This is a genomic window from Clostridium beijerinckii (assembly GCF_018223745.1).
GTDB classification, from domain to species: domain Bacteria; phylum Bacillota; class Clostridia; order Clostridiales; family Clostridiaceae; genus Clostridium; species Clostridium beijerinckii.
In genome coordinates, this window is the sequence record NZ_CP073653.1 from 1,245,301 (window position 1) to 1,266,898 (window position 21,598).

The 21,598-nt window shown below is 30.1% G+C and carries 20 protein-coding genes; 18 read left to right on the forward strand and 2 right to left on the reverse strand.

Going from position 1 to position 21,598, the window contains the following annotated elements; all coding sequences use genetic code 11:
* The first annotated feature begins 526 nt into the window (after window positions 1–526).
* The 7 genes from KEC93_RS05700 to KEC93_RS05730 all read left to right on the forward strand — a co-directional run bounded on the left by KEC93_RS05700 (window position 527) and on the right by KEC93_RS05730 (window position 8,059).
* Entirely contained in the window at window positions 527–895 is a 369-nt protein-coding gene (locus KEC93_RS05700) for a BlaI/MecI/CopY family transcriptional regulator (RefSeq protein WP_077304961.1), read from the forward strand.
* Between the two features lie 4 nt (window positions 896–899).
* Complete coding sequence (locus KEC93_RS05705) at window positions 900–3,209, forward strand: M56 family metallopeptidase (protein ID WP_077868056.1); 2,310 nt, start codon at window positions 900–902, stop codon at window positions 3,207–3,209.
* A gap of 372 nt (window positions 3,210–3,581) precedes the next feature.
* Window positions 3,582–4,406, forward strand: coding sequence for an Rpn family recombination-promoting nuclease/putative transposase (locus KEC93_RS05710; RefSeq protein ID WP_077868055.1), 825 nt, complete (start codon window positions 3,582–3,584; stop codon window positions 4,404–4,406).
* A 198-nt stretch (window positions 4,407–4,604) separates the two neighbouring features.
* Window positions 4,605–5,045 (forward strand): nucleotidyltransferase domain-containing protein, encoded by a 441-nt coding sequence (locus KEC93_RS05715; protein WP_236892141.1) that lies wholly within the window; start codon window positions 4,605–4,607, stop codon window positions 5,043–5,045.
* Complete coding sequence (locus KEC93_RS05720; protein WP_077868054.1) at window positions 5,029–5,487, forward strand: HepT-like ribonuclease domain-containing protein; 459 nt, start codon at window positions 5,029–5,031, stop codon at window positions 5,485–5,487. The genes KEC93_RS05715 and KEC93_RS05720 overlap by 17 nt, the downstream gene beginning before the upstream one ends.
* 117 nt (window positions 5,488–5,604) lie before the next feature.
* Entirely contained in the window at window positions 5,605–6,540 is a 936-nt protein-coding gene (locus tag KEC93_RS05725) for a tetratricopeptide repeat protein (protein WP_077868053.1), read from the forward strand.
* Between the two features lie 985 nt (window positions 6,541–7,525).
* A complete protein-coding gene (locus tag KEC93_RS05730) occupies window positions 7,526–8,059 on the forward strand; it encodes a hypothetical protein (protein ID WP_039771304.1) in 534 nt (177 codons plus the stop codon).
* A gap of 294 nt (window positions 8,060–8,353) precedes the next feature.
* Here KEC93_RS05730 and KEC93_RS05735 read toward each other — a convergent pair.
* Window positions 8,354–9,675, reverse strand: a protein-coding gene (locus tag KEC93_RS05735) for an IS3 family transposase (RefSeq protein ID WP_420022546.1) whose coding sequence is annotated in 2 segments (ribosomal slippage) — window positions 8,354–9,282 and window positions 9,282–9,675 — 1,323 coding nt in all. Because the reading frame shifts where the segments join, the coding sequence is not laid out codon by codon here.
* Window positions 9,676–9,817: 142 nt separating this feature from the next.
* On the reverse strand, window positions 9,818–10,429 hold the full coding sequence (locus KEC93_RS05740) for a hypothetical protein (RefSeq protein WP_023973448.1): 612 nt from the start codon (window positions 10,427–10,429) through the stop codon (window positions 9,818–9,820).
* Between the two features lie 494 nt (window positions 10,430–10,923).
* Here KEC93_RS05740 and KEC93_RS05745 point away from each other — a divergent pair, with 494 nt between their 5' ends.
* The 11 genes from KEC93_RS05745 (at window position 10,924) to KEC93_RS05795 (ending at window position 21,182) form a co-directional block, all read left to right on the forward strand.
* On the forward strand, window positions 10,924–11,373 hold the full coding sequence (locus KEC93_RS05745; RefSeq protein ID WP_011968410.1) for a MarR family winged helix-turn-helix transcriptional regulator: 450 nt from the start codon (window positions 10,924–10,926) through the stop codon (window positions 11,371–11,373).
* A 14-nt stretch (window positions 11,374–11,387) separates the two neighbouring features.
* On the forward strand, window positions 11,388–12,359 hold the full coding sequence (locus KEC93_RS05750) for a beta-ketoacyl-ACP synthase III (RefSeq protein WP_011968411.1): 972 nt from the start codon (window positions 11,388–11,390) through the stop codon (window positions 12,357–12,359).
* Window positions 12,360–12,712: 353 nt separating this feature from the next.
* Window positions 12,713–13,654 carry an enoyl-[acyl-carrier-protein] reductase FabK gene (fabK, locus tag KEC93_RS05755; protein ID WP_011968412.1) on the forward strand — a complete coding sequence of 314 codons (942 nt, stop codon included), beginning with the start codon at window positions 12,713–12,715 and terminating at the stop codon, window positions 13,652–13,654.
* A complete protein-coding gene (fabD, locus tag KEC93_RS05760; protein WP_077868892.1) occupies window positions 13,647–14,591 on the forward strand; it encodes an ACP S-malonyltransferase in 945 nt (314 codons plus the stop codon). The genes fabK and fabD overlap by 8 nt, the downstream gene beginning before the upstream one ends.
* A gap of 198 nt (window positions 14,592–14,789) precedes the next feature.
* The gene (gene fabG, locus KEC93_RS05765) at window positions 14,790–15,530 is read left to right on the forward strand and encodes a 3-oxoacyl-[acyl-carrier-protein] reductase (protein ID WP_017210853.1); all 741 of its coding nucleotides are present in this window, start codon (window positions 14,790–14,792) and stop codon (window positions 15,528–15,530) included.
* A gap of 17 nt (window positions 15,531–15,547) precedes the next feature.
* Window positions 15,548–16,783 (forward strand): beta-ketoacyl-ACP synthase II, encoded by a 1,236-nt coding sequence (gene fabF / locus KEC93_RS05770; RefSeq protein WP_077868891.1) that lies wholly within the window; start codon window positions 15,548–15,550, stop codon window positions 16,781–16,783.
* Between the two features lie 407 nt (window positions 16,784–17,190).
* A complete protein-coding gene (gene accB / locus KEC93_RS05775) occupies window positions 17,191–17,706 on the forward strand; it encodes an acetyl-CoA carboxylase biotin carboxyl carrier protein (protein ID WP_039771297.1) in 516 nt (171 codons plus the stop codon).
* Between the two features lie 3 nt (window positions 17,707–17,709).
* Window positions 17,710–18,138 (forward strand): 3-hydroxyacyl-ACP dehydratase FabZ, encoded by a 429-nt coding sequence (gene fabZ / locus KEC93_RS05780; protein WP_077868890.1) that lies wholly within the window; start codon window positions 17,710–17,712, stop codon window positions 18,136–18,138.
* 14 nt (window positions 18,139–18,152) lie between these two features.
* Window positions 18,153–19,505, forward strand: a complete 1,353-nt coding sequence (locus KEC93_RS05785; protein ID WP_039771295.1) for an acetyl-CoA carboxylase biotin carboxylase subunit — start codon at window positions 18,153–18,155, stop codon at window positions 19,503–19,505.
* On the forward strand, window positions 19,498–20,361 hold the full coding sequence (accD, locus tag KEC93_RS05790; protein ID WP_039771293.1) for an acetyl-CoA carboxylase, carboxyltransferase subunit beta: 864 nt from the start codon (window positions 19,498–19,500) through the stop codon (window positions 20,359–20,361). Before KEC93_RS05785 ends, accD begins: the two co-directional genes overlap by 8 nt.
* A 2-nt stretch (window positions 20,362–20,363) precedes the next feature.
* A complete protein-coding gene (locus KEC93_RS05795; RefSeq protein WP_077868889.1) occupies window positions 20,364–21,182 on the forward strand; it encodes an acetyl-CoA carboxylase carboxyltransferase subunit alpha in 819 nt (272 codons plus the stop codon).
* Window positions 21,183–21,598 lie beyond the last annotated feature (416 nt).

A 21,598-nucleotide genomic window follows, 5' to 3' on the forward strand; every position in this document is an offset into this window, starting at 1 on the left:
TGTACTCTTAGTTTTAATATAGATAACACAATCATAAACTATACTTGAACTAGGAAATGTTTTCTAAATAGAAATGAGTAATATATTTTTGTGGAATGTTTCATTGGTAATTTTGATGGATGTGATTCTTTGGCTATAAGTTGTTCCAAATGTGCTAGTTCAAAAAGTGAGAATCGAAATTTCATATTTCGTTCTTCGAACTTTCTCTGTGAGCGCCTGTTCTTTGAGGCTAGCACTTTGGGTGCAACTTTATAGCCTTAGAATCACCCATCAGAATTACCTAGAAACTGGAACAAAAATATGTTATTCATTTCGGCGAGTTATATGCATAAGTTCAGGTCTTAGTCTATTTATTTATATTACAAGAATTCTAGGAATAATTGTGAAATGTGAATTGTAACAAACATATGCTAATAAGTTTTTTATTAAAAATTCATAGGAATATATTGACATGTAATTCTACAAAGTGTAGTATAAAAACATAAATACTACACTTTGTAGAATTACATAGAGGAGATGATTTAATATGAAGTTAGGGAAGATATCTGACGCTGAAATGGAGATAATGAAAATAATATGGAAAAAGAATGATCAAATTACTACAGCTGAGATTCTAGACGAGCTTCCAAAAGAAAATTCATGGAAGGTAACAACAATAATGACGCTGATATCAAGATTAACTGAAAAGGGAATTTTGAGTGTAACTAAAGTAGGAAAGTTAAATAATTATTTTCCTAAAATTACGGAAGAAGAATATAAGGCTATTCAAACTGATAATTTCTTAGAAGATATGCATAAGGGATCAGTTAAAAACTTTATGGCAACATTGTTTAATAATAAGAAAATAAGTAATAAGGATATTGCAGAGTTGAAAGAATGGCTCAAAGAGGTGTAGGCATATGGAGATTCTAAATTATATTCTGCAAATGTCACTAGCAGGCAGCGTTATGTTTTTAATACTTTGTTTATTTAGGCCATTTACTAAGAAAACTTTTAGTGCCACTTGGAATTATTATATGCTATTTATAACGCTTTTAATTTTTATTATACCTATTGGGAGTTTTGTTAAACTGCCTCAAATAGTGGAACATAAGAATTATTTATTTATGCAGGATGATACGAATACGGTGGTGCAGCAAAATTATGAAAAGATGCTGAAGAGCAACGATAAAAGTGATGAGATAAGAGTTTTGCAAGGGGATGGTACTCTTAAGCCTGTAAGCCAAAGCCAAGTGGATTTAAAGCAGACAAGTATGATGCAAAAAATAATGAATAGAAATATGCTGCTTTATGCATGGATATTAGGTGCACTCATATTAGTAATTAAAGAGACATACGTATATATTTCTTTTTATAAAAAACTTAAAAGTGTAAGCGATATTGTTGATGATAAATCAATAATTGATGTTTTTGAAAACTGTAAGAAAAAATTAAATATATATAGGAAGATAATTCTAAAAGAATGCGGTGGCATTAAAAGTCCAATGATTACAGGAATATTAACACCTACTATCACAATTCCTAAGATGGACCACAATTTGGACAAGCTCGAAATAATACTGGATCATGAATTAATTCATTTTAAACGTAAAGATTTATGGGTGAAGGCAGTAGCGCTTTTAGCAAATATAATCAATTGGTTTAATCCTATTGTTTATATTATTAGAAATAGGATAAATATAATCTGTGAGCTGTCTTTAGATGAACAACTTATAAAGAATATGGATAAATCAAAAAGAAAATATTATGGAGAAATTATATTAGAGTTAATAGAATATTCTCAGAATAAATCCCTAAGCTTAGGGGCATCAGTTTGTAAAAGTAGGAAGGAGATTGAGACACGCTTGAAAAATATAGTGTTTTTTAAAAAGTCAAAAAAAATAGTTGTTTGTATTTCACTTATGGTAACCATGATTTTTACATCTACTAGTTTGCTTGCTTCAAAAACTGTATTTGCTAGTAATAGTGATACAGCAAAAAGTGCTAAAGGAGCAGAATTTGCAGTATTTGTATCAGATGATGGGCTATACATGTCTGAACTAAAAGAAAATAACCCAATTCTTCTTGATAAAAATGAAAAAATTAAATTGCCGAAAATATCTAAAGATGGATTATATGTTGCTTATACTAAAGAAGATAATTTATATATTTGCAATATAGAGACTCGTGAAGTAATTGAAGTAGCTAAAAATGTAGAGTCATATGATTGGAATAACTCAGGAAATTTAATTTGCTCTGCTAAAAATGAAGGTATGTCTATGTATAATACCAATACTAAAAAGTTAGTGGATATTATAAGCAATGAGTATGATTATTTTAATATCAATTGCGATAGTAAAAATAAGGTATATGCTAATAAACAGCTAGAAACTACTACAGACAAAGGGAAAACTATTAAATCAATAGGTATAATTAGCTATGATTTAGCTACTAAAGAAGAAAAGGTTGTTTTGGAAGGTAAAGAAGGAAATGATAAAGAGATTGGAGAGCAGTATACAGCATCTGAGTTATTTGAATCTATTGGATCAAGGCCTAATGTTGAGAGGATATCAAGTGATGATAGATATATGTATATATGGAACAAACCTAATTCAGGCTCAATGTCAGCAGATATGACAGAATTTGCAGTATATGATCTTTTAAACAATAAATTTATAGAAAATAATAATATGATTGCATTAGCATATAAAGATAATATATCTCAAAACCCAGTAGATAGCAGCATGGTTGCTGTTAACAATGGCGAATATAGAGATATGTATAGTAATAAGGCGTTAGGAATTTTCGATATCAAAGCTAACAAATTTACAAGTTTAATTCCAGAAAATCAAGTATCAATGACACCGGATTATTCTAGTGATGGAAAGAATATAGTATATTCTGGAGCTGATGCCTTAAAAGATGACATATCACAAAGTTCGAAAAACTGGGAAAGTGAACCGCACTATATTTATCAAGTGAACACTGAAACAAAAGAAATAACTCAAATTACAAATAACAAATCATTTGATTTCATGCCAAAATATATATCAGAAAATCAAATATTATTTGTAAGAAAAGATGGCGATTCATTTAGTTTATGGAAGACAAAAGATGGAGTAGAAACTAAGCTTGCTGATTCTTTGAATTTTAGATCAACTTCTTATACAAATACTTGGTACTACGGTCATTATAAAACTGAAAATGTTATAGACGTATATAAAAAGTAAATATTTCATATATATGTTGAAAAAATAATACTTCATCATAAATTCTAAAAATATTACAAGAATTTTGGCCGTAATTGTGAATTGCAATATATAAGTTCAATATGATAAAATACTCAATTGTATATAAATTGAGTATTTTATTATTTTAGTAGTTACTATTACTTCTCTATCTAATTGGAAATGAATTAGTATAAGGAAAGATAGAATATACTACTTTGAAGACTAACGGTGACAGAGCATTATTACTATTATTGCAGTGTTCATAAATGGAATGGCAATATAATTTGAGTATATTGAAATACAATGTTTAATTAGATATAATATTAATAAGAAACCAATATAAATGATAAAAGATAAGGTAAGGTTAATAAGATGAACAAAACTTTAAAGGAATTAAATCTTGAAGATGACTTCCTTTTTGCAAAGGTTATGAGTGATAAAGCAATTTGTAAAGAATTATTAGAGAAAATTTTGGAAATTGAAATAGAAAAAGTTGAAATAGTTGAAGAACAGAAAACCATAGATTTATTACTTGAAAGTAAGGGAATCCGTTTAGATGTTTATGTTAAAGACGAAAATAATACAATCTACAATGTTGAAATGCAGAGAGGAAAGCATAAGAATTTGCCTAAAAGGCTAAGATATTATCAAGGAAGCATAGATTTAGACTTAATAAGCAAAGGCGAGGATTACAGAAAACTTACCAAAAGCTATATTATATTTGTTTGTACATTTGATTTATTTAATAAAGGTCGCCATAAATATACTTTTCAAAATTTATGTTTAGAAGACAATAGTATAATGTTAAATGATGAAGCTCAGAAAATAGTATTAAATACAAAGGGAATTATGAATGATTTAAGCGAAGAATTATTAGAATTCCTTGAATATGTAGAAGAATCAACAGATGGAATAGCAAAGAGAGCTAAAGGGAATCTTGTTAAAAGTATACATAAAAGAGTGCTGGAAGTTAAAAATGATATTTCGGTGGAGGTGGAGTTTATGACTTTATTGGAAAGAGATAGAGAAAAAATTGAAGAAGGAAGAGAAGAAGGAAGAGAAGAAGCAATTAAGCAATTGATATTAAAACAATATAGCAAAGGACTTTCTGTAGAGTATATTGCGGATATAAATGAAATAGATATTGAATATGTAAGAGATATAGTGAGAAATAATACATCTAAAATTAATAATTAAAAAATTTCATGTAAAAGTTGCTGATGGGTTAATTTCCATCAGTATTATTTTTACTTATAATAGGTTAAATATAGGGATAAAACTATTTTACATAAAATGTGCAAATTAAATTGCGATATATATAAGTTCAATATGATAAAATACTCAATTGTATATAAATTGAGTATTTTATTATTTTAGTGATATAATTCTAAAGAGGTGATAATTTTGGCTGAATCATATTTTTTAAATGAATTAAAGAAAATTCAAAGTATCGTTTGTATTGCTGAATTTGGGAGTTATAGAACAGAGTATTGGGACAAAGATAGAAGTGACATAGACTTAGCTGTTGTAGTAAAACCAAAAGTTTCATTTATGGACACCTTAGACATTGAAGATAAAATCATAGAATTATCAAAGCAATATTATAACTACGATAATATACATTTGACATTTGTTTTATTTAAAGATTTTGGAAGTAAGTATGCAAGATTTGCAGTAGATAGTAATAATAAATATATTATTGATGAAGAATTATGGTATGATTTTCAGCATTATGTCTTAAAACATGCGAGGAACAATGCAAACTTTGAAAAAGTATTAAAAATAGATGAGCAATATAGTTATTTTGGAGGAATTACAGATGAGTCCTTACTTTAGATATAAAAAAGAAAAATTTTTAGAAAAATATAAAGCTGCCTATGATAATTTAGAAAATTTAAAGGAAGCTATAAATGAATATAAGAAATCCAATAACAAAATAATAAAAAGAGCTGTTATAGCTTATTTTCAAGATTTTGCGGAATATGTAATTGACATGTGTGAGAACTATATAATCATAAATGATGGGAAAATAAGTAGTTCAGCTTCGGCATTAAAGCTTATTGAAGAAGCTTCTGAAATTGGATTTTTTGATGAGACATTAAAAAAATATTTATCAGTAGTAGTTAAGTTGAGAAATAGGTATACTCATGATTATTATATTAGAGAAACAAGTGAAAGCGAAATAGAAAAGTTTTGTTTGGAAAAATTAGCATATTTTGAATTGTTTTTAGAGGAAAGCAAGGACAATGTTATATTAAAATATAGAGATAAAAAATAATATTTTTAGAAATCCACAACCAAATTCTCTAGAAACCGAAACAATGAGTACCTGCTCTTTCGGTTAGTATTACATAAGTATGCATATAACAAATCAAATGAATGGATGAAGAGCAACATGGAAAACAAGAATTATTTATACAATAATTATATAAATATGGCGAGAAATTTAAGATCAGAAAATAACTTATTAAAAGCTATTTCATTTTATCAAAAGGCATATGCCTTAAATATAGGAAAAGAAGATATAGAATTACTAATGGATATGGCATTAATTTACGATGAAATTGGGTTATCTGGTGATGCAGAGAAAAAGTATCGAGAAGTAATTGAATTAGATGAGGATGATGCTAGAGCATATTATGGCTTGGCAATAATATATGATGAAAATGATGAATTAGAAAAGGCTAAGAAATATTATGAGAAGGCCATAGAAAAAAATCCCAATTATGATAAAGCATATTTCTTTTTAGCCAATATATATGATGAATCAGGTGAAAAGGATAAGGCTATAAGCAACTATAAAAAGGTTATTGAGATAAATCCTAATTATATGTGGGCATATGCAAATTTAGCTTGTATTTTAGAAGAAAACAATGAAAATATTGATGCACTGAATTATATAAATAAGGCCTTAGAAATTGAGGATAGACATTACAAGATATTATTTAATAAAGCAGTAATTTTAAATAAGTTAAATAAGATAGAAGAGAGCAAAGGGTATTATTACAAGTCTATTGAAGCAAATCCCAATTATCCTTATAGTTTTCTGAATTTATCTGTAGCATATAGAGAAGAAGGTAATTTTAAAAAAGCTATTGAAGTAATAAGTAAGGGAATAGAAGAAAATGATGATGAAGGTTTTTTATATTATAATAGAGCTTGTTATTATGTAAATATAAATGAAAATTTAAAAGCATTAAGAGATGTAGAAAAAAGTATAGAATTAAATGAATTCTTTTTAGAATATATGAAGAAAGACAAAGAATTAGATCCAATAAGAGAACTTGAAAAATATAAGAATCTTTGGATAGATATCCAACTTGAGACATAGACTTATGCATATAGTTCACCGAAAGAAGAAACATTGTTGCTTCGCAGGACTATAAAAATTTCGCTGAAAGTGCTAAATTGCAGGTTGTCGCAACTTATGCTTGCTCCCACTTTCAGAGTGACAAGCATAAGTAGGACAACCTACAATAAGGCACTTTTAACAGCTCATTTTTAAATGCCTGCTGCGCAAAAATGTTTCTACTTTCTAGTATGGCGTATATTTCAAGGTATAAGTAAATTTCAAGTTGTGGATATCTATATAGATAAACAATATATAACCTAGACTTATGCAATAATCCACCGAAAGTAAAAACATTGTTATTTCACAGGATTATGAAAATTTCGCTGAAAGTTCTAAATTGCAAGTTGCACCACTAATGCTTGCTCCCAATTTCATTGTGACAAGCATTAGTTGAACAACCTACAATTAAGCGCTTTTAACAGCTCATTTTCAATGCATGCTACATAAAAATGTTTCTACTTTCTAGTATGGTATTTATTTCAAAGTATAAATCAAATTCTTAAGTTGTTTATGTATATAGATAAACCAATTATAAGTTAGATTTATACTATGAAATATATCCCAACTAGAAATAAGAATTATGCTTTTGTGAAATGTTTCATTAGGAATTTGATGGCTCTGATTCCTAGATTATAAGTTGTTTCAAGTATGCTAGTTCAAAGCTTGCCTTTGATGCTAGCATCTTGAGTGCAACTTGTAATTTTGGGATCATCCATCATAATTCCTTAGAAACTGGAACAACAGCATAATCCTTATTTCGGCGAGCTATATACATAAGTTCAGGTCTTAGTAGGTTTATCTATACAATACTGGAAACAATAGAACGGATGCCCTTTGAGTAGTGCGTATATCCTCATTAATATAATCTATCTTTTAGGAATAAAATATTTAAAATAACAAAGGATAAACTTAAAGAGTACTTTTTGTAAATAAGGTAGATTTATTATAATATGGAGGAACAATAATGCGTAAAATAATAATCCGTTTGATAACGTTTGTAGTATTCATAACAGTATTCACAAGTAATTTAGCATATGCACAAATTCCGAATATACCTCAGCAGTATGGCCCTAAAATATCTAATTTACAGAATAAGGAGGATATTATTAACAGCTTAAATCAAATTAAAGTTATACGGGCAAATTTAACTGTATATAATATAAAACCAGATACACCAGTTGATGACTTGAAGAAGTTTGATATTGAGATACAGCGTTATATTGAGCAGCTTAGAATTATTAGGACTAATTTGGTAAATCATGCTGATAAATATTCAAATTCAATTTCTGACGTGTTTTTTTCAGAACAAATTGTAATTATAGCTACTTGCTATATTGTAAGTTTAAAGCACCAACAGATCTTAGTAAGAGCAATAGAAAGCAATGTGCCAGAAGCTTCAACGTTATTTTATTCAACGTATATGATACCAATATATTATTACCTTACATTAGGTGATGAACAAATAGCTTATACTCAAACATATACAGTAATTTCTTAATAGATTGAAATATATATTGAAATGCACAATGCTCAATTTAATGCACAATTATCAATTATCATTTCACAATGCATAATTACATATGAAATTCTTGCAATGTTTTTAGAATTATGATGAAGAATTATTTTTGCAACATATATATATTCTAATGAAGAAAAATTTGAAGAACTTTGAAATAGATACCATTATATAAGAAGAGATTTTGTTGAAATACTGGATAATAAAATAAAAAGCAAAAGAAGCCAAGTTTTAAATATTAAAATGGTTCCTATGTCAAGGACATTTTGAAAAAGGCTAGGCAGCTATGAGCTGGTTTCTGTATTGTACAGGAGCCAGCTTTTTAAGTCCCCACTGATATCTATAATTATTATAATACTCCATATAGTTATCAATTGAAGCTTCTAATTCTTCAAATGTTGAACAACTTTTTAAGTCAATTTCATCTTTCATATGACCAAAAAATGATTCCTGCGGGGCATTATCCCAACAATTTCCGCGCCTAGACATAGACTGACCAATTTTATATTTTTTAAGAAGTTTTTGAAATCTAGGACTAGTATAATGAACTCCTTGATCCGAATGAATAAAGGCATCTTTATTTAGTAAATTTTTGTGATTTTTCATCAACTTTTTAATAGTTTCGGTAGCTATATCTAATGTAAGGCTATTGGAAAGCTGATATGAAAGAATTTCATTTGTTGAAGCATCTTTAATAGTTGACAAATAAGCCCTATTGGATGCTCCATATGTTAAATAAGTTATATCTGTTAATAAAACTTTTCCGACCAAATCTTGCTTGAATTCTCTATTTAAAATATTAGGTACAACAGTATGCTCATGAGTAGCTTTCATCATTCTACGATAAGGGTTAGCTTTTCTAATTGGGCACTCAATATTATATTTTCTCATGATTCGTTGTATACATTTTCGATTTATTATAAGATTAAATTCATTCTCTAACACCATTTTTATAGAACGAGAACCTTTCTTGTAGCCCCTATGATTAAATGCTTTAAGAATGATATCCTTCAATTCTAAATCCTTTTCTTCTCTACGATTACGTTTGCCTGTTGATTTTAAATAATTATAATAGCCTGATCTAGATACTAAAGCTACTTCGCATAAATGTGAAACCATATTTTTATAGTTATATGTCAAAATTATATGTTGTATTATTACAAAGATTGATGATGCACTTAGTTTACTATTTTTCACCTGCCTTTCTTGCAGCTCGATTTTTTTAATAGTTCTGCCTCAGCTTTCCAATAAGCAATTTCTGCATCCTTTTTGGCTATTATTTCTTCAACGGTTAGTTCACGTTTAAGTGGACGACCACTGTTTAATTTTCTAGAATCTCTTAGACCAAGCTCTCCTGATTCATTATAAGCATTACGCCATCTTTTACTTGCACACCAAATTCTATTATTTCCAATAACATCTATATCAAATTCAGCATCTTGAAAAATATGAATAGGTAGTTTTCCCTTGCTACGCTCAGCGATAAACAATATTTTAAATTCATCTGTATATGTAATTCCACGTTTACTTACAGATTTAACATATCTATTTTTTGATAAACTTTTAATTTCTTCATCTGAAAATAATTTTTTACTCATTCTTTTCACAACCTTACTATATTTCTTCTTATCTTTTATTGTACAAAAAAAGAACCTATTGAAATAGTCTTTTTTTAGTGTCTATTTCATAGGTTCCATTTTATATTAAAGCTTGGCTTCTTTTTGTTATAACTTAATGTAATTAATTTGCATACTTAACAGTAGATAAGTCTGATGCATGTTCATATTCTATTGTTTCATTATTATATAGGAATTTCACGCCATCAATCCATTCGCCTTTAGATTTGTTATTAGATTGAAGGAAATTCTCAATCAAAGTATTAGCTGTAACTGAACCACCAGTTGATCCTTGAAACTTTGGAACCCATTTTTTATTATTTGAGTCAGTTAAGTTTATAGTAGCAACTTTTTTGCCGTTAACAGTATCTATAGATTTAACTTCAATTGGTAAATTGTCAAATTTTTTCTCTGATACAGCTTTTGCTAATTCTTTTAGCTTGTCCTGTAGAGTTGAATTTTCATTTACCTCAATAGTACCTGATTGATTTGGTTCCAAAGAGTTATCATCTATACTATATATAGAAAGTTTTAACTTATTTACTTTTTTTGTATCGCTTGTAGTTTCATTAGCTTTTTTACTATCAGCATTAGAAGAGCCATTGTCGTCTTTATTTTGCTCTACAGTAGTAGTGTTATTATCACTAGGCTTAGGGGAATCACTAGGCTTTGTGCTACAAGAAACCATTACGGTACTTAACATTAAAACTGTAGCTATAATTAACTTTCTAGTCATGATATGTACACCTCCTATGTTTAAAAATTAATATTATAGATAATATTAACTAATTTAATTAATTATATCATATGAAATTGCTAATTAAAAGCATACAAGAGACTGGAAAAAATTGAAAAAAATTTGACAATGTATTTTGAGTATAGTATATTTTGATTATCAAACTATTTGATTTTAAAACTTTTTGATTAAAGGCGAGGCATACTCAGAAAATATAAAGTAAATATGTTTGTTTATATATTTTGTCTAAAGTAAAGTGAAACTTTTCATGTAGTTCATTCTGAATTCAAAATGAATTTTCCTCAGCCAATCTTAGGACAAAATATCTTTATGTCGTTTGCTTGTTATTTTATTTCATATGTCTAATTGGTCAATAGATTGCGTATTTGGTATGATATTTAAGATTTTCATTACCAAATTTTTCATTTTATAAACACTGAATATAATTTTTGTTAGAAGATATTTTTGGATGTCAAAATGGAGAGTGCAGATAAATGGATAAATCAACAAAACTGATTAATGAGCTTTTGGTGCAGTTATTTAATGATGTCTTACAAATTGAGGAGCAAAGTTTAAAGAATGGTGTACTTTCAGATCTTTCAATAACAGAAATTCATACTATAGAATCTATTGGTATGTACAGTGAAAGAACAATGTCAGAGGTAGCGCAGAAATTAAAAATTACAGTAAGTACTTTAACAACTGCTATCAATAAATTAATTAAAAAAGGATATGTAGAAAGAAACAGGATAGAAACAGACAGAAGAGTTGTTCTTATTAAATTAACTCGAAAAGGAAAGTTAGCATTCAGAATCCATCAGAGATTTCATGGAGAAATGATAAATAATGCAATAGAAGGATTAACGTTAGAAGAAGAAGAAATTTTAATTTCTTCTTTAAGTAAAATAAATAACTTTTTTAAAGAAAAATATGAATTAGTATAATGAAGGAGAAAAATATGAGTAATATTAAAATTGCTGGAATTGGAGCATATCTTCCATCTCTAGTAGTTACTAATGATAGAATAAGTGAATTCGTTGAAACAAGTGATGAGTGGATAGTGCAAAGAACAGGTATGAGAGAAAGAAGAATCTCAGAAGGAGAAAATACATCTGATATCTCAACAAAAGCAGCTAAGCTTGCACTTGAAAGAGCTGGTATTGATGCAAAAGATTTAGAGCTTATTATTGTTGCTACAATTAGTCCAGATATGTTTATACCATCGGTTGCATGTCTAGTTCAAAGTAATTTAGATGCAAGTAAGGCAGCTTGTTTTGATATAAGTGTTGCATGTTCAGGATTTGTATACGGCTTGGAGACAGCTAAAGCTTTAATGATGTCTATGAATTATAAAAATGCATTAGTAGTTGGAGCTGAAGTTCTTTCAAAAGTAACAGACTGGACAGACAGAAGCACTTGTATTTTATTTGGAGATGGTGCTGGTGCGGCTGTACTTAAGAGGGATGAGGCACCAGGAATAATTAAATCATATTTAAGAGCGGATGGAAAAAAGGGGGAAGCACTTACTATAGGCGCTACTGATTTTGATACTCCTTTTTCAAAAGAAAAAAAATTAGCTAAAAGAACTATCGATATGAATGGTAGAGAAATACTTAGATTTGCAGTATCTGCAATAGATGAAGCCGTTACTGAAGTTATGAAAGATACTAATGTTTCATTTGATGACATTAAATATATAGTACCTCACCAAGCAAATTATAGAATTATAAAATTAGCAGCAGAAAAGTTGAAATTAAGCGAAGATAAGTTTTATTTGAACTTAGAAAAGGTAGGAAATACATCAGCTGCAACAGTACCTATAGCTTTAAATGAAATGTATGAAAAAGGCTTACTAAATAAAGGTGATAAAATTATTCTTGTCGCATTTGGTGGTGGGTTAACTTATGCAGCAACATTACTTGAGTGGTAATTAAAAATAATAGTTAAATAAGCTTTTATTATTTAACTTTAAAATAGATTTATATATAAGAATGGAATGGTTATGGAAACAAATATCATATCATTTGAGATTAAAATAATACAAGATGCAATTTAATATTTATAAAAAAACCAATGTATAAACGTTGGAGAATATGAACTTATTTTTAACTTTTTAGTAATCTCATTGATAAAAATATGCTATAATAGTAAAATTACTTATCATAATAGGCAAAATGGCTATTATACATAGATAAGATTAAAATACAGGAAGTTCCATTATTATAGTAAGAGATAGTACATTAAGCGATATTTTGTGATTGGTAATGGTAGGAGGAATATGTTGTGGAAAAAAATAGAGTATGTGACCTGTTAAAAATAGAATATCCTATATTTCAAGGTGCTATGGCAAGAATTGCAGATGCATCTTTAGCTTCAGCAGTAAGTGAAGCTGGTGGACTTGGAATAATAACTGGGGCAGCACCAACTGAATGGGTAAGAGAACAGATAAAGAAAACAAAGGAATTAACCAATAAGCCATTCGGTGTAAATATAATGTTAATGGCAGAAAATGCTGAGGAAATAGCAGAATTAGTATGTGAAGAAGGCGTATCTGTTGTTACAACTGGTGCAGGAAGTCCAGGAAAGTATATGGAAAAATGGAAGGCTCATGGAATAAAGGTTATACCAGTAGTAGCTTCTGTAGCACTAGCTAAAAGAATGGAAAAGTCAGGAGCTGATGCAATTATTGCAGAAGGTACTGAATCAGGTGGGCATGTAGGTCAGTTAACTACTATGACATTAGTACCACAAGTTGTTGATGCTGTAAGCGTACCAGTTATAGCAGCTGGAGGAATAGGTGATGGTAGAGGAGTAGCTGCATCATTTATGCTAGGCGCTGAAGGAATTCAAGTTGGAACAAGATTCTTAGTGGCAAAAGAATGTACAATACATCAAAATTATAAAGATAAAGTACTAAAAGCCAATGATATAGATACAGAAGTAACAGGAAGACCAACAGGTCACCCAGTTAGAGTTCTAAGAAATAAGCTTGCAAGAACTTATCTTAAGTTAGAAAAAGAAGGAGCATCTGCTGAAGAATTAGAAAAGCTTGGAATTGGTGCGCTTAAAAAGGCTGTTGTAGATGGTGATGTGGATAATGGATCACTTATGTCAGGTCAAATAGCAGGACTTATTTGCAAGGAACAATCATGTAAGGAAATGATTGAAGAATTATTTACAGAATCAAATGAAATATTTAAGCGTTTTGGAGGGAATCATGAATAGTAGTAAGACTGCATTTCTTTTTCCAGGTCAAGGAGTTCAAACTATTGGAATGGCAAAAGAACTTTGCGATAATATACCAGAATGTAAAGAAATATTAGATCGTAGTGAAGAAATTTTAAATATGCCTATTAAGAAAATGATGTTCGAAGGGCCAGAAGAAATTTTAACAGCAACAGAAAATGCACAACCTACAATACTTGTTGCATCACTTATCGCGTTAAAAGCACTAGAGATAAATGGCATTGAAGCAGATTATGCAGCAGGTCTTAGCTTAGGAGAATATGCAGCGTTAATATACGGGGGAGCACTTTCTTTAGAAGAAGGATTACTTCTTATAAAAGAAAGAGGAAGAATAATGGGTAGTGCGCTACCAGAAGGCCTTGGAAAAATGGCTGCTGTGTTAAAATTAAATGATGAAAAGATACAAGAATTATTAACTAGAGCAGGTGAATTTGGAATAGTTGAAGGGGCTAACTATAACTGCCCAGGCCAAGTAGTTATTTCAGGAGAAAACAAAGCAATCGATGAAGCCGTAAAAATTGCAAAAGAATTAGGAGGCCTTGGAATTCCGCTAAAGGTTAGTGGACCATTTCATAGTTCCCTTCTTGAGCCTGCAAGTGAAGAATTCTTTAATACTATAAAAAATGTTGATATTAAAGAACTTGACAAAGTAGTTTATTCAAATGTTAAAGGGCTTCCTTATGAAAAAGAAGATGATGTTAAAGAATTATTAAAGAGACATATAAGAACATCAGTCCTTTTTGAAAAGACTATAAATCATATGATAGATAGCGGCGTTGATACATTTATAGAAGTAGGTCCTGGAAAAGCACTTAGAGGATTTGTTAAGAAAATAGATAAGAGTGCAAGTCTTTTAAATGTTGAGGATATGGATTCATTGAAAAATACAATTGATAAGATTAAAAGCAATCTTTAATATATAAATATATATTTATTAAAAGTAAGTATCTGCATTTTTATCTTAACTGACACATGGTCTGCTAGGATTTTAAATGTAGGCTTATTATTGTAAAATATAGTAATAGTTATTTAGAATGAGTAGATGGATTATAAATGATTATTTGCAGCTCAGTTATAGGTTAATTGTTTATAACAATAGGAGGTAATTTAATATATGCTAAAAGGAAAATGTGCAATTGTTACAGGAGCATCAAGAGGAATTGGAAAGGCAATAGCTTTAAAGCTTGCATCTCTTGGAGCTAATATAGTTTTAAATTATAGAAGTAATGAAAAAGAAGCATTAGAAGTTGAAAATGAAATAAAAGGCATGGGTGTAGAAACTTTATGTGTAAAAGGTGATATATCTAAGTCAGAAGAAGTTGATAATCTTATCAATTCTGCTAAAGAAAAATTTGGCACTATAGATATAATGGTAAATAATGCAGGAATCACAAAAGATGCATTAATAATCAGAATGAAAGAAGAAGATTTTGATAATGTTATTGATGTTAATCTAAAAGGTGTGTTTAACTGCTTAAAAGCTATAACTCCAATTATGATGAAACAAAAACATGGAAAGATAATAAATCTTTCATCAGTAGTTGGAATTACTGGAAATGCAGGTCAAGTAAATTATTCTGCGTCTAAAGCAGGAGTAATTGGAATGACAAAATCATTAGCTAGAGAAGTTGGTTCAAGAGGAATCACTGTAAATGCAGTAGCACCAGGATATATCGAAACAGATATGACAGAAGCTCTAGCAGATAAATACAAAGAAGAGATGAAGAAGACTATACCGCTTAAGAGATTAGGAAAAGCAAGTGATGTAGCAAATGTTGTAGCTTTCCTTGCAAGTGAAAGTGCAGATTATGTTACAGGGCAAGTTATCCAGGTTGACGGTGGAATGTTAATGTAATGGAGGAAGTTTGATTTATGGAAAGAAGAGTAGTAATTACGGGGATGGGAGCTCTGACTCCGATAGGAAATGATGTAAGTACGTTTTGGGATAATGCAAAAAGCGGAAAGCTAGGAATAGATTATATAACTTTAGTTGATAAAGATTTAGTAGATGTAAAAATAGCAGCAGAAGTTAAGGGCTTTGATCCAGATACTTTAATAGGTAAGAAAGAAGCAAAGAGATTAGATAGATTTGCTCAATTTGCTTTGGTTGCATCAGATGAAGCAATAAAGAATTCAGGAATAGATTTAGAAAAAGAAAATCTAGAAAGATTTGGAGTAATGCTTGGATCTGGTATAGGTGGATTTGAAACTATTGAAACTGAATGTACTAAAATTGCAACTGGAAAGTCTAAAAGAGTATCTCCATTTTTCGTTCCTATGACAATAATAAATTTAGGTGCAGGAAATGTAGCTATTAAATATGGATTAAGAGGACCATGTACATCAGCAGTAACTGCTTGTGCAACAGGAACAAACAATATTGGTGATGCATTTAGAACAATAAAACATGGTTATGCAGATGTAATGCTTGCAGGTGGAGCAGAAGCACCTATAACTAGACTTGGAGTTACTGGATTTCATAGTATGAAGGCATTAAATTCAGGAAATGATCCAGAAAGAGCTTCTATCCCTTTCGATAAGGAAAGAGGCGGATTTGTAATGGGAGAAGGTGCAGGAGTTGTAATTCTTGAATCTTTAGAACATGCTGAAGCTAGAGGTGCAAACATCATAGCTGAAGTTGTAGGATATGGATCAACTTGTGATGCATATCATATTACATCTCCAGATCCAGAAGGAGCAGGAGCTTCAAGAGCTATGGCTGATGCGTTGCAAGAGGCAGGAATTAAACCAGAACAAGTTTCTTATATAAATGCTCATGGAACTTCAACAGAATTAAATGATAAATTTGAAACAGCAGCTATTAAAAAGGCGTTTGGAGAAGATGCATACAAAGTTCCAATATCTTCAACAAAATCTATGACAGGTCATCTTTTAGGAGCAGCAGGAGCAATAGAAGCAATAATATGTGCAAAGGCTCTTGAAGAAGGATTTATCCCGCCAACAATCGGATATGAAACAAAAGATGAAGAATTAGATTTAGATTATGTGCCTAACGTTGGAAGAAAGCAAGATTTAGAATATGCACTTACTAACTCTTTAGGCTTTGGTGGACATAATGCCACTTTACTTTTGAAAAAGTGGAAATAATGAAGATATATTTGGTAAAATAAAAAGTGTTACATATATTTTATGCCAGAAAAGTTAAATGCAGTTAATAAGAAATATTAACTTTTTGAATGTGACTTAGTACGGCATAAAATATATAAATAATATTTTTGAATAAGATATATATATACATTGCAAAAAATAATTCCTAAGAATAATTCTAAAAATATTACAAGAATTTCATACGTAAATGTGAATTGATAATTGATAATTGTGCATTGTGAAATGATAATTGTGAATTGTGCATTGAATTATGAATTGAGCATTGCGAATTGAAATGTGAATTGATAATTGAGCATTGTGCATTAAGCTGTGAATTGTGCATTGTGCATTGTGAATTGATAATTATGAATTGTGAATTGCAACATATATAAGAGGAGGATATTTTTATGGACTTTGAAAAAATTAAAGAGCTTGTTAAATTGGTTGACTCTTCAAGTTTAGCCTTTTTTGAGCTTCAAAGTGGAAATGATCATATAAAGATGGATAAATCATTAACTAGAGGATTAGCTGATAATGGCTCAGGAAATTATACTCCAGCTGTAAATAATCAGGTTAACACTGCTGCTAGTTCACTTAGTTCAGTAGAAAGATCAGAAAATCATATAGTGGAGAAAGAAGAAGTAAAGGCTGCTGAAAAAGAAGTAGTTATAGACGATAAGGATGTAAGTATTATAACTTCTCCTATGGTTGGAACATTTTACTCTTCAGCATCACCAGAAAGCTCACCTTTCGTAGAAGTTGGCGGCACAGTTTCTAAGGGAAAGGTTATTTGCATTATAGAAGCTATGAAGCTTATGAATGAAATCGAAAGCGAATATAATGGAGTAATAGTAGAACGCTTAGCTAATGACGGAGATATGGTAGAATATGGCCAGCCATTATTTAAGGTTAAGGGGGAATAATTAATGCTTAACATAAATGAAATAAAAAAGATTATACCACATAGATACCCAATGCTTTTAGTAGATAGAGTAACTGAAATGGAAATAGAAGAAAAACAATTTGTAAGAGGATATAAAAATGTTTCTGCAAATGAAGCATTCTTTCAAGGGCATTATCCAGAAGAACCAATTATGCCAGGAGTACTTCAAGTTGAAGCTTTAGCTCAAACAGGAACAGTTGCTATTCTTTCAATGGAAAGATTTAAAGGTAAGACTCCATTATTTGCAGGTATAAATAAAGTTAGATTTAAAGGAAAAGTTGTACCTGGAGATAAGCTTGATTTATATTGTGAAATTATTAAGATTAAAGGACCTATAGGTATTGGAAAAGGGATTGCCTCAGTAGATGGAAAAACAGTTTGTGAAGCTGAAATACTTTTTGCGTTGCAGTAGGATAGGTGATAAAAATGTTAAAGAAAGTGCTAATTGCCAACAGAGGAGAAATTGCAGTTAGAATAATTAGAGCTTGTAGAGAAATGGGAATAAGTACAGTAGCTGTTTATTCAGAAATAGATAAAGAAGCACTTCATACTCAACTTGCAGATGAAGCTGTATGTATTGGTTCTGCAATGCCTAAAGATAGTTATTTAAACATAACAAACATTCTAAGTGCATGTGTTTTAACTGGAGCTGACGCTATACATCCAGGGTTTGGATTTTTATCAGAAAATCCTAAATTCGCAAAGATGTGTAGACAATGCAATATTAAATTTATAGGTCCTGATTATGAGACAATTGAGCTTATGGGAAATAAGGCTAAAGCAAGAGAAATTATGAAAGCTTCTGGTGTTCCTGTAGTACCTGGATATGAAGGTGAAATAAGAGATGAAGCCCATGCTTTAGAAATTGCAAAAGGTATTGGATACCCAATAATGATAAAAGCATCAGCAGGTGGCGGCGGTAAAGGAATAAGAGTTGCTAATAATGATGAAGAATTCTTAATGGGCTTTAAAACTGCTAAAACAGAAGCAAAAGCTTGTTTTGGGGATGATTCATTATATATAGAAAAATTTGTTCAAAAGCCAAAGCATATTGAATTTCAAATATTAGCCGATGAACATGGCCATGTTATACATTTATGTGAAAGAGAATGCTCGATGCAAAGAAAGAACCAAAAGGTTTTAGAAGAAGCACCATCAAATGTATTAACAGAAGAATTAAGAGCTAAAATGGGTGAAATTGCAAAGAAAGCAGCTCTAGCTGTAGATTATAAGAATGCAGGAACTATAGAATTCTTGTTTGATAGAGATAATAATTTCTACTTCATGGAAATGAATACTAGAATACAAGTAGAGCATCCAATTACTGAAATGATTACAGGTATAGACTTAGTAAAAGAACAATTGAAGATAGCTTCAGGAGAAAAATTAGCTTATACTCAAGATGATATAAAGATTAAAGGTCATGCAATAGAATGTAGAGTTAATGCAGAAGATCCAGAACATGATTTCAGACCATGTCCAGGAACAATCGAAGAGCTTTGTGTCCCAGGGGGTATGGGAGTAAGAGTTGATTCAGCTATATTCTGTGGGTATAAAATTCCTCATTGCTATGATTCTATGATAGCTAAATTAATTACTTTTGGTGATAATAGAAATGAAGCTATTGTAAAAATGGATAGAGCATTAGCAGAATTTGCAGTAGGTGGGGTAAAAACTAATATTGATTTTGAATTATCAATACTTCATACTAAAGAATTCTTAGAAGGAGATTATGATACTTCATTTTTAGCAGAAAAGATGGTGAAGAAGAATGCTTAAGGATTTATTTGTAAAAAGACAATATGCAACTGTTAAATCCTCAACGTTAAAAAAGAGTGTTTCTGAAGAAAAGCCTAATATACCATCAGGTATGTGGGAAAAATGTGATAAGTGTAATTCGATGATATATGCAGAAGACTTAGAAAATTCTAAGTTCGTTTGTGCAACTTGTGGTCATCATTTTAGACTTAATGCAAAAGAAAGAATAAAAGTATTTTTTGATAAAGATACTTTTAAGGAATTCTGGAAAGACTTAAAAACTACTAATCCATTAGATTTTAAAGGCTATGAAGAAAAGTTAAAAAGCACTAAGACTGATAGTACAGAAGCTGTTGTTACTGGAGTTGGAAAGCTAAATGGTATAGAAGTAGCATGTGCTATTATGGATAGCTTCTTTATGATGGGAAGTATGGGGACTGTAGTTGGTGAAAAGATTACAAGACTTATAGAACATGCCACAGAAAATAAGCTTCCATTAATGATTTTTACAGCATCTGGCGGTGCTAGAATGCAGGAAGGTATTTTTTCACTTATGCAAATGGCAAAAATAAGTGCAGCTCTAGCAAAGCATAGTGAAGCTGGTCTTTTATATATTTCTATATTAACAGATCCAACAACTGGAGGAGTAACTGCAAGTTTTGCAATGGAAGGTGACATCATTTTAAGTGAGCCGAATGCATTAATAGGATTTGCAGGAAGAAGAGTTATTGAGAACACAATTAAAGAAACTCTTCCAGATAATTTTCAAAAAGCAGAATTTTTACTTGAAAAAGGTTTTGTTGATGCCATTGTTGAAAGAAAGAATATGAGGGCATGTATATATAAAATTCTTATTTTGCATGGAGTGAGGAATTAATTATGGATAAAGATTTTATGAAAATTAATGTAACACCATGGGAAAGTGTTGAAATAGCAAGGCACAAAGACAGACCATCTGGGCAATATTATATAGAAACTATATTTAAAGATTTCATTGAATTTCATGGAGACAGAAACTTTGGTGATGATCAAGCTATAATTGGTGGAATCGCATCTATTAATGATATAAATGTTACAGTTATAGCAATAACTAAAGGATCAAATACTAGTGAGTATATAAAAAGAAATTTTGGAATGCCTAATCCGGAAGGATATAGAAAAGCATTAAGACTTATGAAGCAGGCTGAAAAATTTAAAAGACCTGTAATTTGTTTTATAGATACTATGGGAGCATTTCCAGGTATGGGAGCAGAAGAAAGAGGTCAAGGGCAGGCTATAGCAAATAATCTTTTTGAATTAAGTAGATTAAAGACACCAATAATTTCAATTATAACAGGTGAAGGCGAAAGTGGAGGAGCTTTAGCTTTAGCAGTTGCAGATAAAATCTTTATGTTAGAACATTCTATATATTCAGTTCTTTCACCAGAAGGATTTGCTTCGATTCTATGGAAAGATCCAAACAGAGTTAAAGAAGCAGCAGCAGTTGCGAAAATTACTGCTAAAGATTTAAAGGGTTTTGATATAATTGATGGTATCGTAAAAGAACCTAGGGGTGGTGCACATAAAAACCCTGTTAAAGCAGCAGAGGCTCTTAAGAAAACAATTGTAGATAACTTGTTAGAGTTAAAAGAAAAAGATTTAAACGAACTAATAGATAATAGATATAATAAATTCAGAGCTATGGGGAATTTTTATTAATTTTATAGTATGAATCTATAGATATCCACTAAGACCTGAACTTATTCATATAACTCGCCGAAATGAATAACATACTTTTATTCCAGTTTCTGGTTTGAAGATATTTCATGGTGTAAGTATAGTTTATGATTGTGTTATCTATATAGATAAACAATTTAAGAATTAGACTTATTAGATGAACATATTTACAAAGTTACTAAAACTTTAAGCTCATATCTTCACTAGAAATCATAAATATATTTGTGGAGAAAACATTTGAAAATGAGCTGTTAAAGGGTCTTAGCTGTAGGTTGTTCCATTTTAGCTTGTCAAACTGAAAGTTGGAGCATGCTAAAGTGGATACAACCTGCTGCTTAGAACCTTCAGCGATATTTTCATAGCTTTTCGGAATCAAAATATTTATGATTTCGGTAAGG

Excerpts from the sequence above, each read along its gene's own strand:
- fabG (WP_017210853.1), top strand. The coding sequence starts at position 14,790 with ATGCTAAAAGGAAAATGTGCAATTGTTACAGGAGCATCAAGAGGAATT.
- fabD (WP_077868892.1), top strand. The coding sequence starts at position 13,647 with ATGAATAGTAGTAAGACTGCATTTCTTTTTCCAGGTCAAGGAGTTCAA.
- KEC93_RS05785 (WP_039771295.1), top strand. The coding sequence starts at position 18,153 with ATGTTAAAGAAAGTGCTAATTGCCAACAGAGGAGAAATTGCAGTTAGA.
- fabF (WP_077868891.1), top strand. The coding sequence starts at position 15,548 with ATGGAAAGAAGAGTAGTAATTACGGGGATGGGAGCTCTGACTCCGATA.
- KEC93_RS05720 (WP_077868054.1), top strand. The coding sequence starts at position 5,029 with ATGAGTCCTTACTTTAGATATAAAAAAGAAAAATTTTTAGAAAAATAT.
- fabZ (WP_077868890.1), top strand. The coding sequence starts at position 17,710 with ATGCTTAACATAAATGAAATAAAAAAGATTATACCACATAGATACCCA.
- KEC93_RS05730 (WP_039771304.1), top strand. The coding sequence starts at position 7,526 with ATGCGTAAAATAATAATCCGTTTGATAACGTTTGTAGTATTCATAACA.
- KEC93_RS05745 (WP_011968410.1), top strand. The coding sequence starts at position 10,924 with ATGGATAAATCAACAAAACTGATTAATGAGCTTTTGGTGCAGTTATTT.
- accB (WP_039771297.1), top strand. The coding sequence starts at position 17,191 with ATGGACTTTGAAAAAATTAAAGAGCTTGTTAAATTGGTTGACTCTTCA.
- KEC93_RS05710 (WP_077868055.1), top strand. The coding sequence starts at position 3,582 with ATGAACAAAACTTTAAAGGAATTAAATCTTGAAGATGACTTCCTTTTT.
- KEC93_RS05700 (WP_077304961.1), top strand. The coding sequence starts at position 527 with ATGAAGTTAGGGAAGATATCTGACGCTGAAATGGAGATAATGAAAATA.
- KEC93_RS05795 (WP_077868889.1), top strand. The coding sequence starts at position 20,364 with ATGGATAAAGATTTTATGAAAATTAATGTAACACCATGGGAAAGTGTT.
- accD (WP_039771293.1), top strand. The coding sequence starts at position 19,498 with ATGCTTAAGGATTTATTTGTAAAAAGACAATATGCAACTGTTAAATCC.
- KEC93_RS05705 (WP_077868056.1), top strand. The coding sequence starts at position 900 with ATGGAGATTCTAAATTATATTCTGCAAATGTCACTAGCAGGCAGCGTT.
- KEC93_RS05725 (WP_077868053.1), top strand. The coding sequence starts at position 5,605 with ATGGAAAACAAGAATTATTTATACAATAATTATATAAATATGGCGAGA.
- KEC93_RS05750 (WP_011968411.1), top strand. The coding sequence starts at position 11,388 with ATGAGTAATATTAAAATTGCTGGAATTGGAGCATATCTTCCATCTCTA.
- KEC93_RS05740 (WP_023973448.1), bottom strand. The coding sequence starts at position 10,429 with ATGACTAGAAAGTTAATTATAGCTACAGTTTTAATGTTAAGTACCGTA.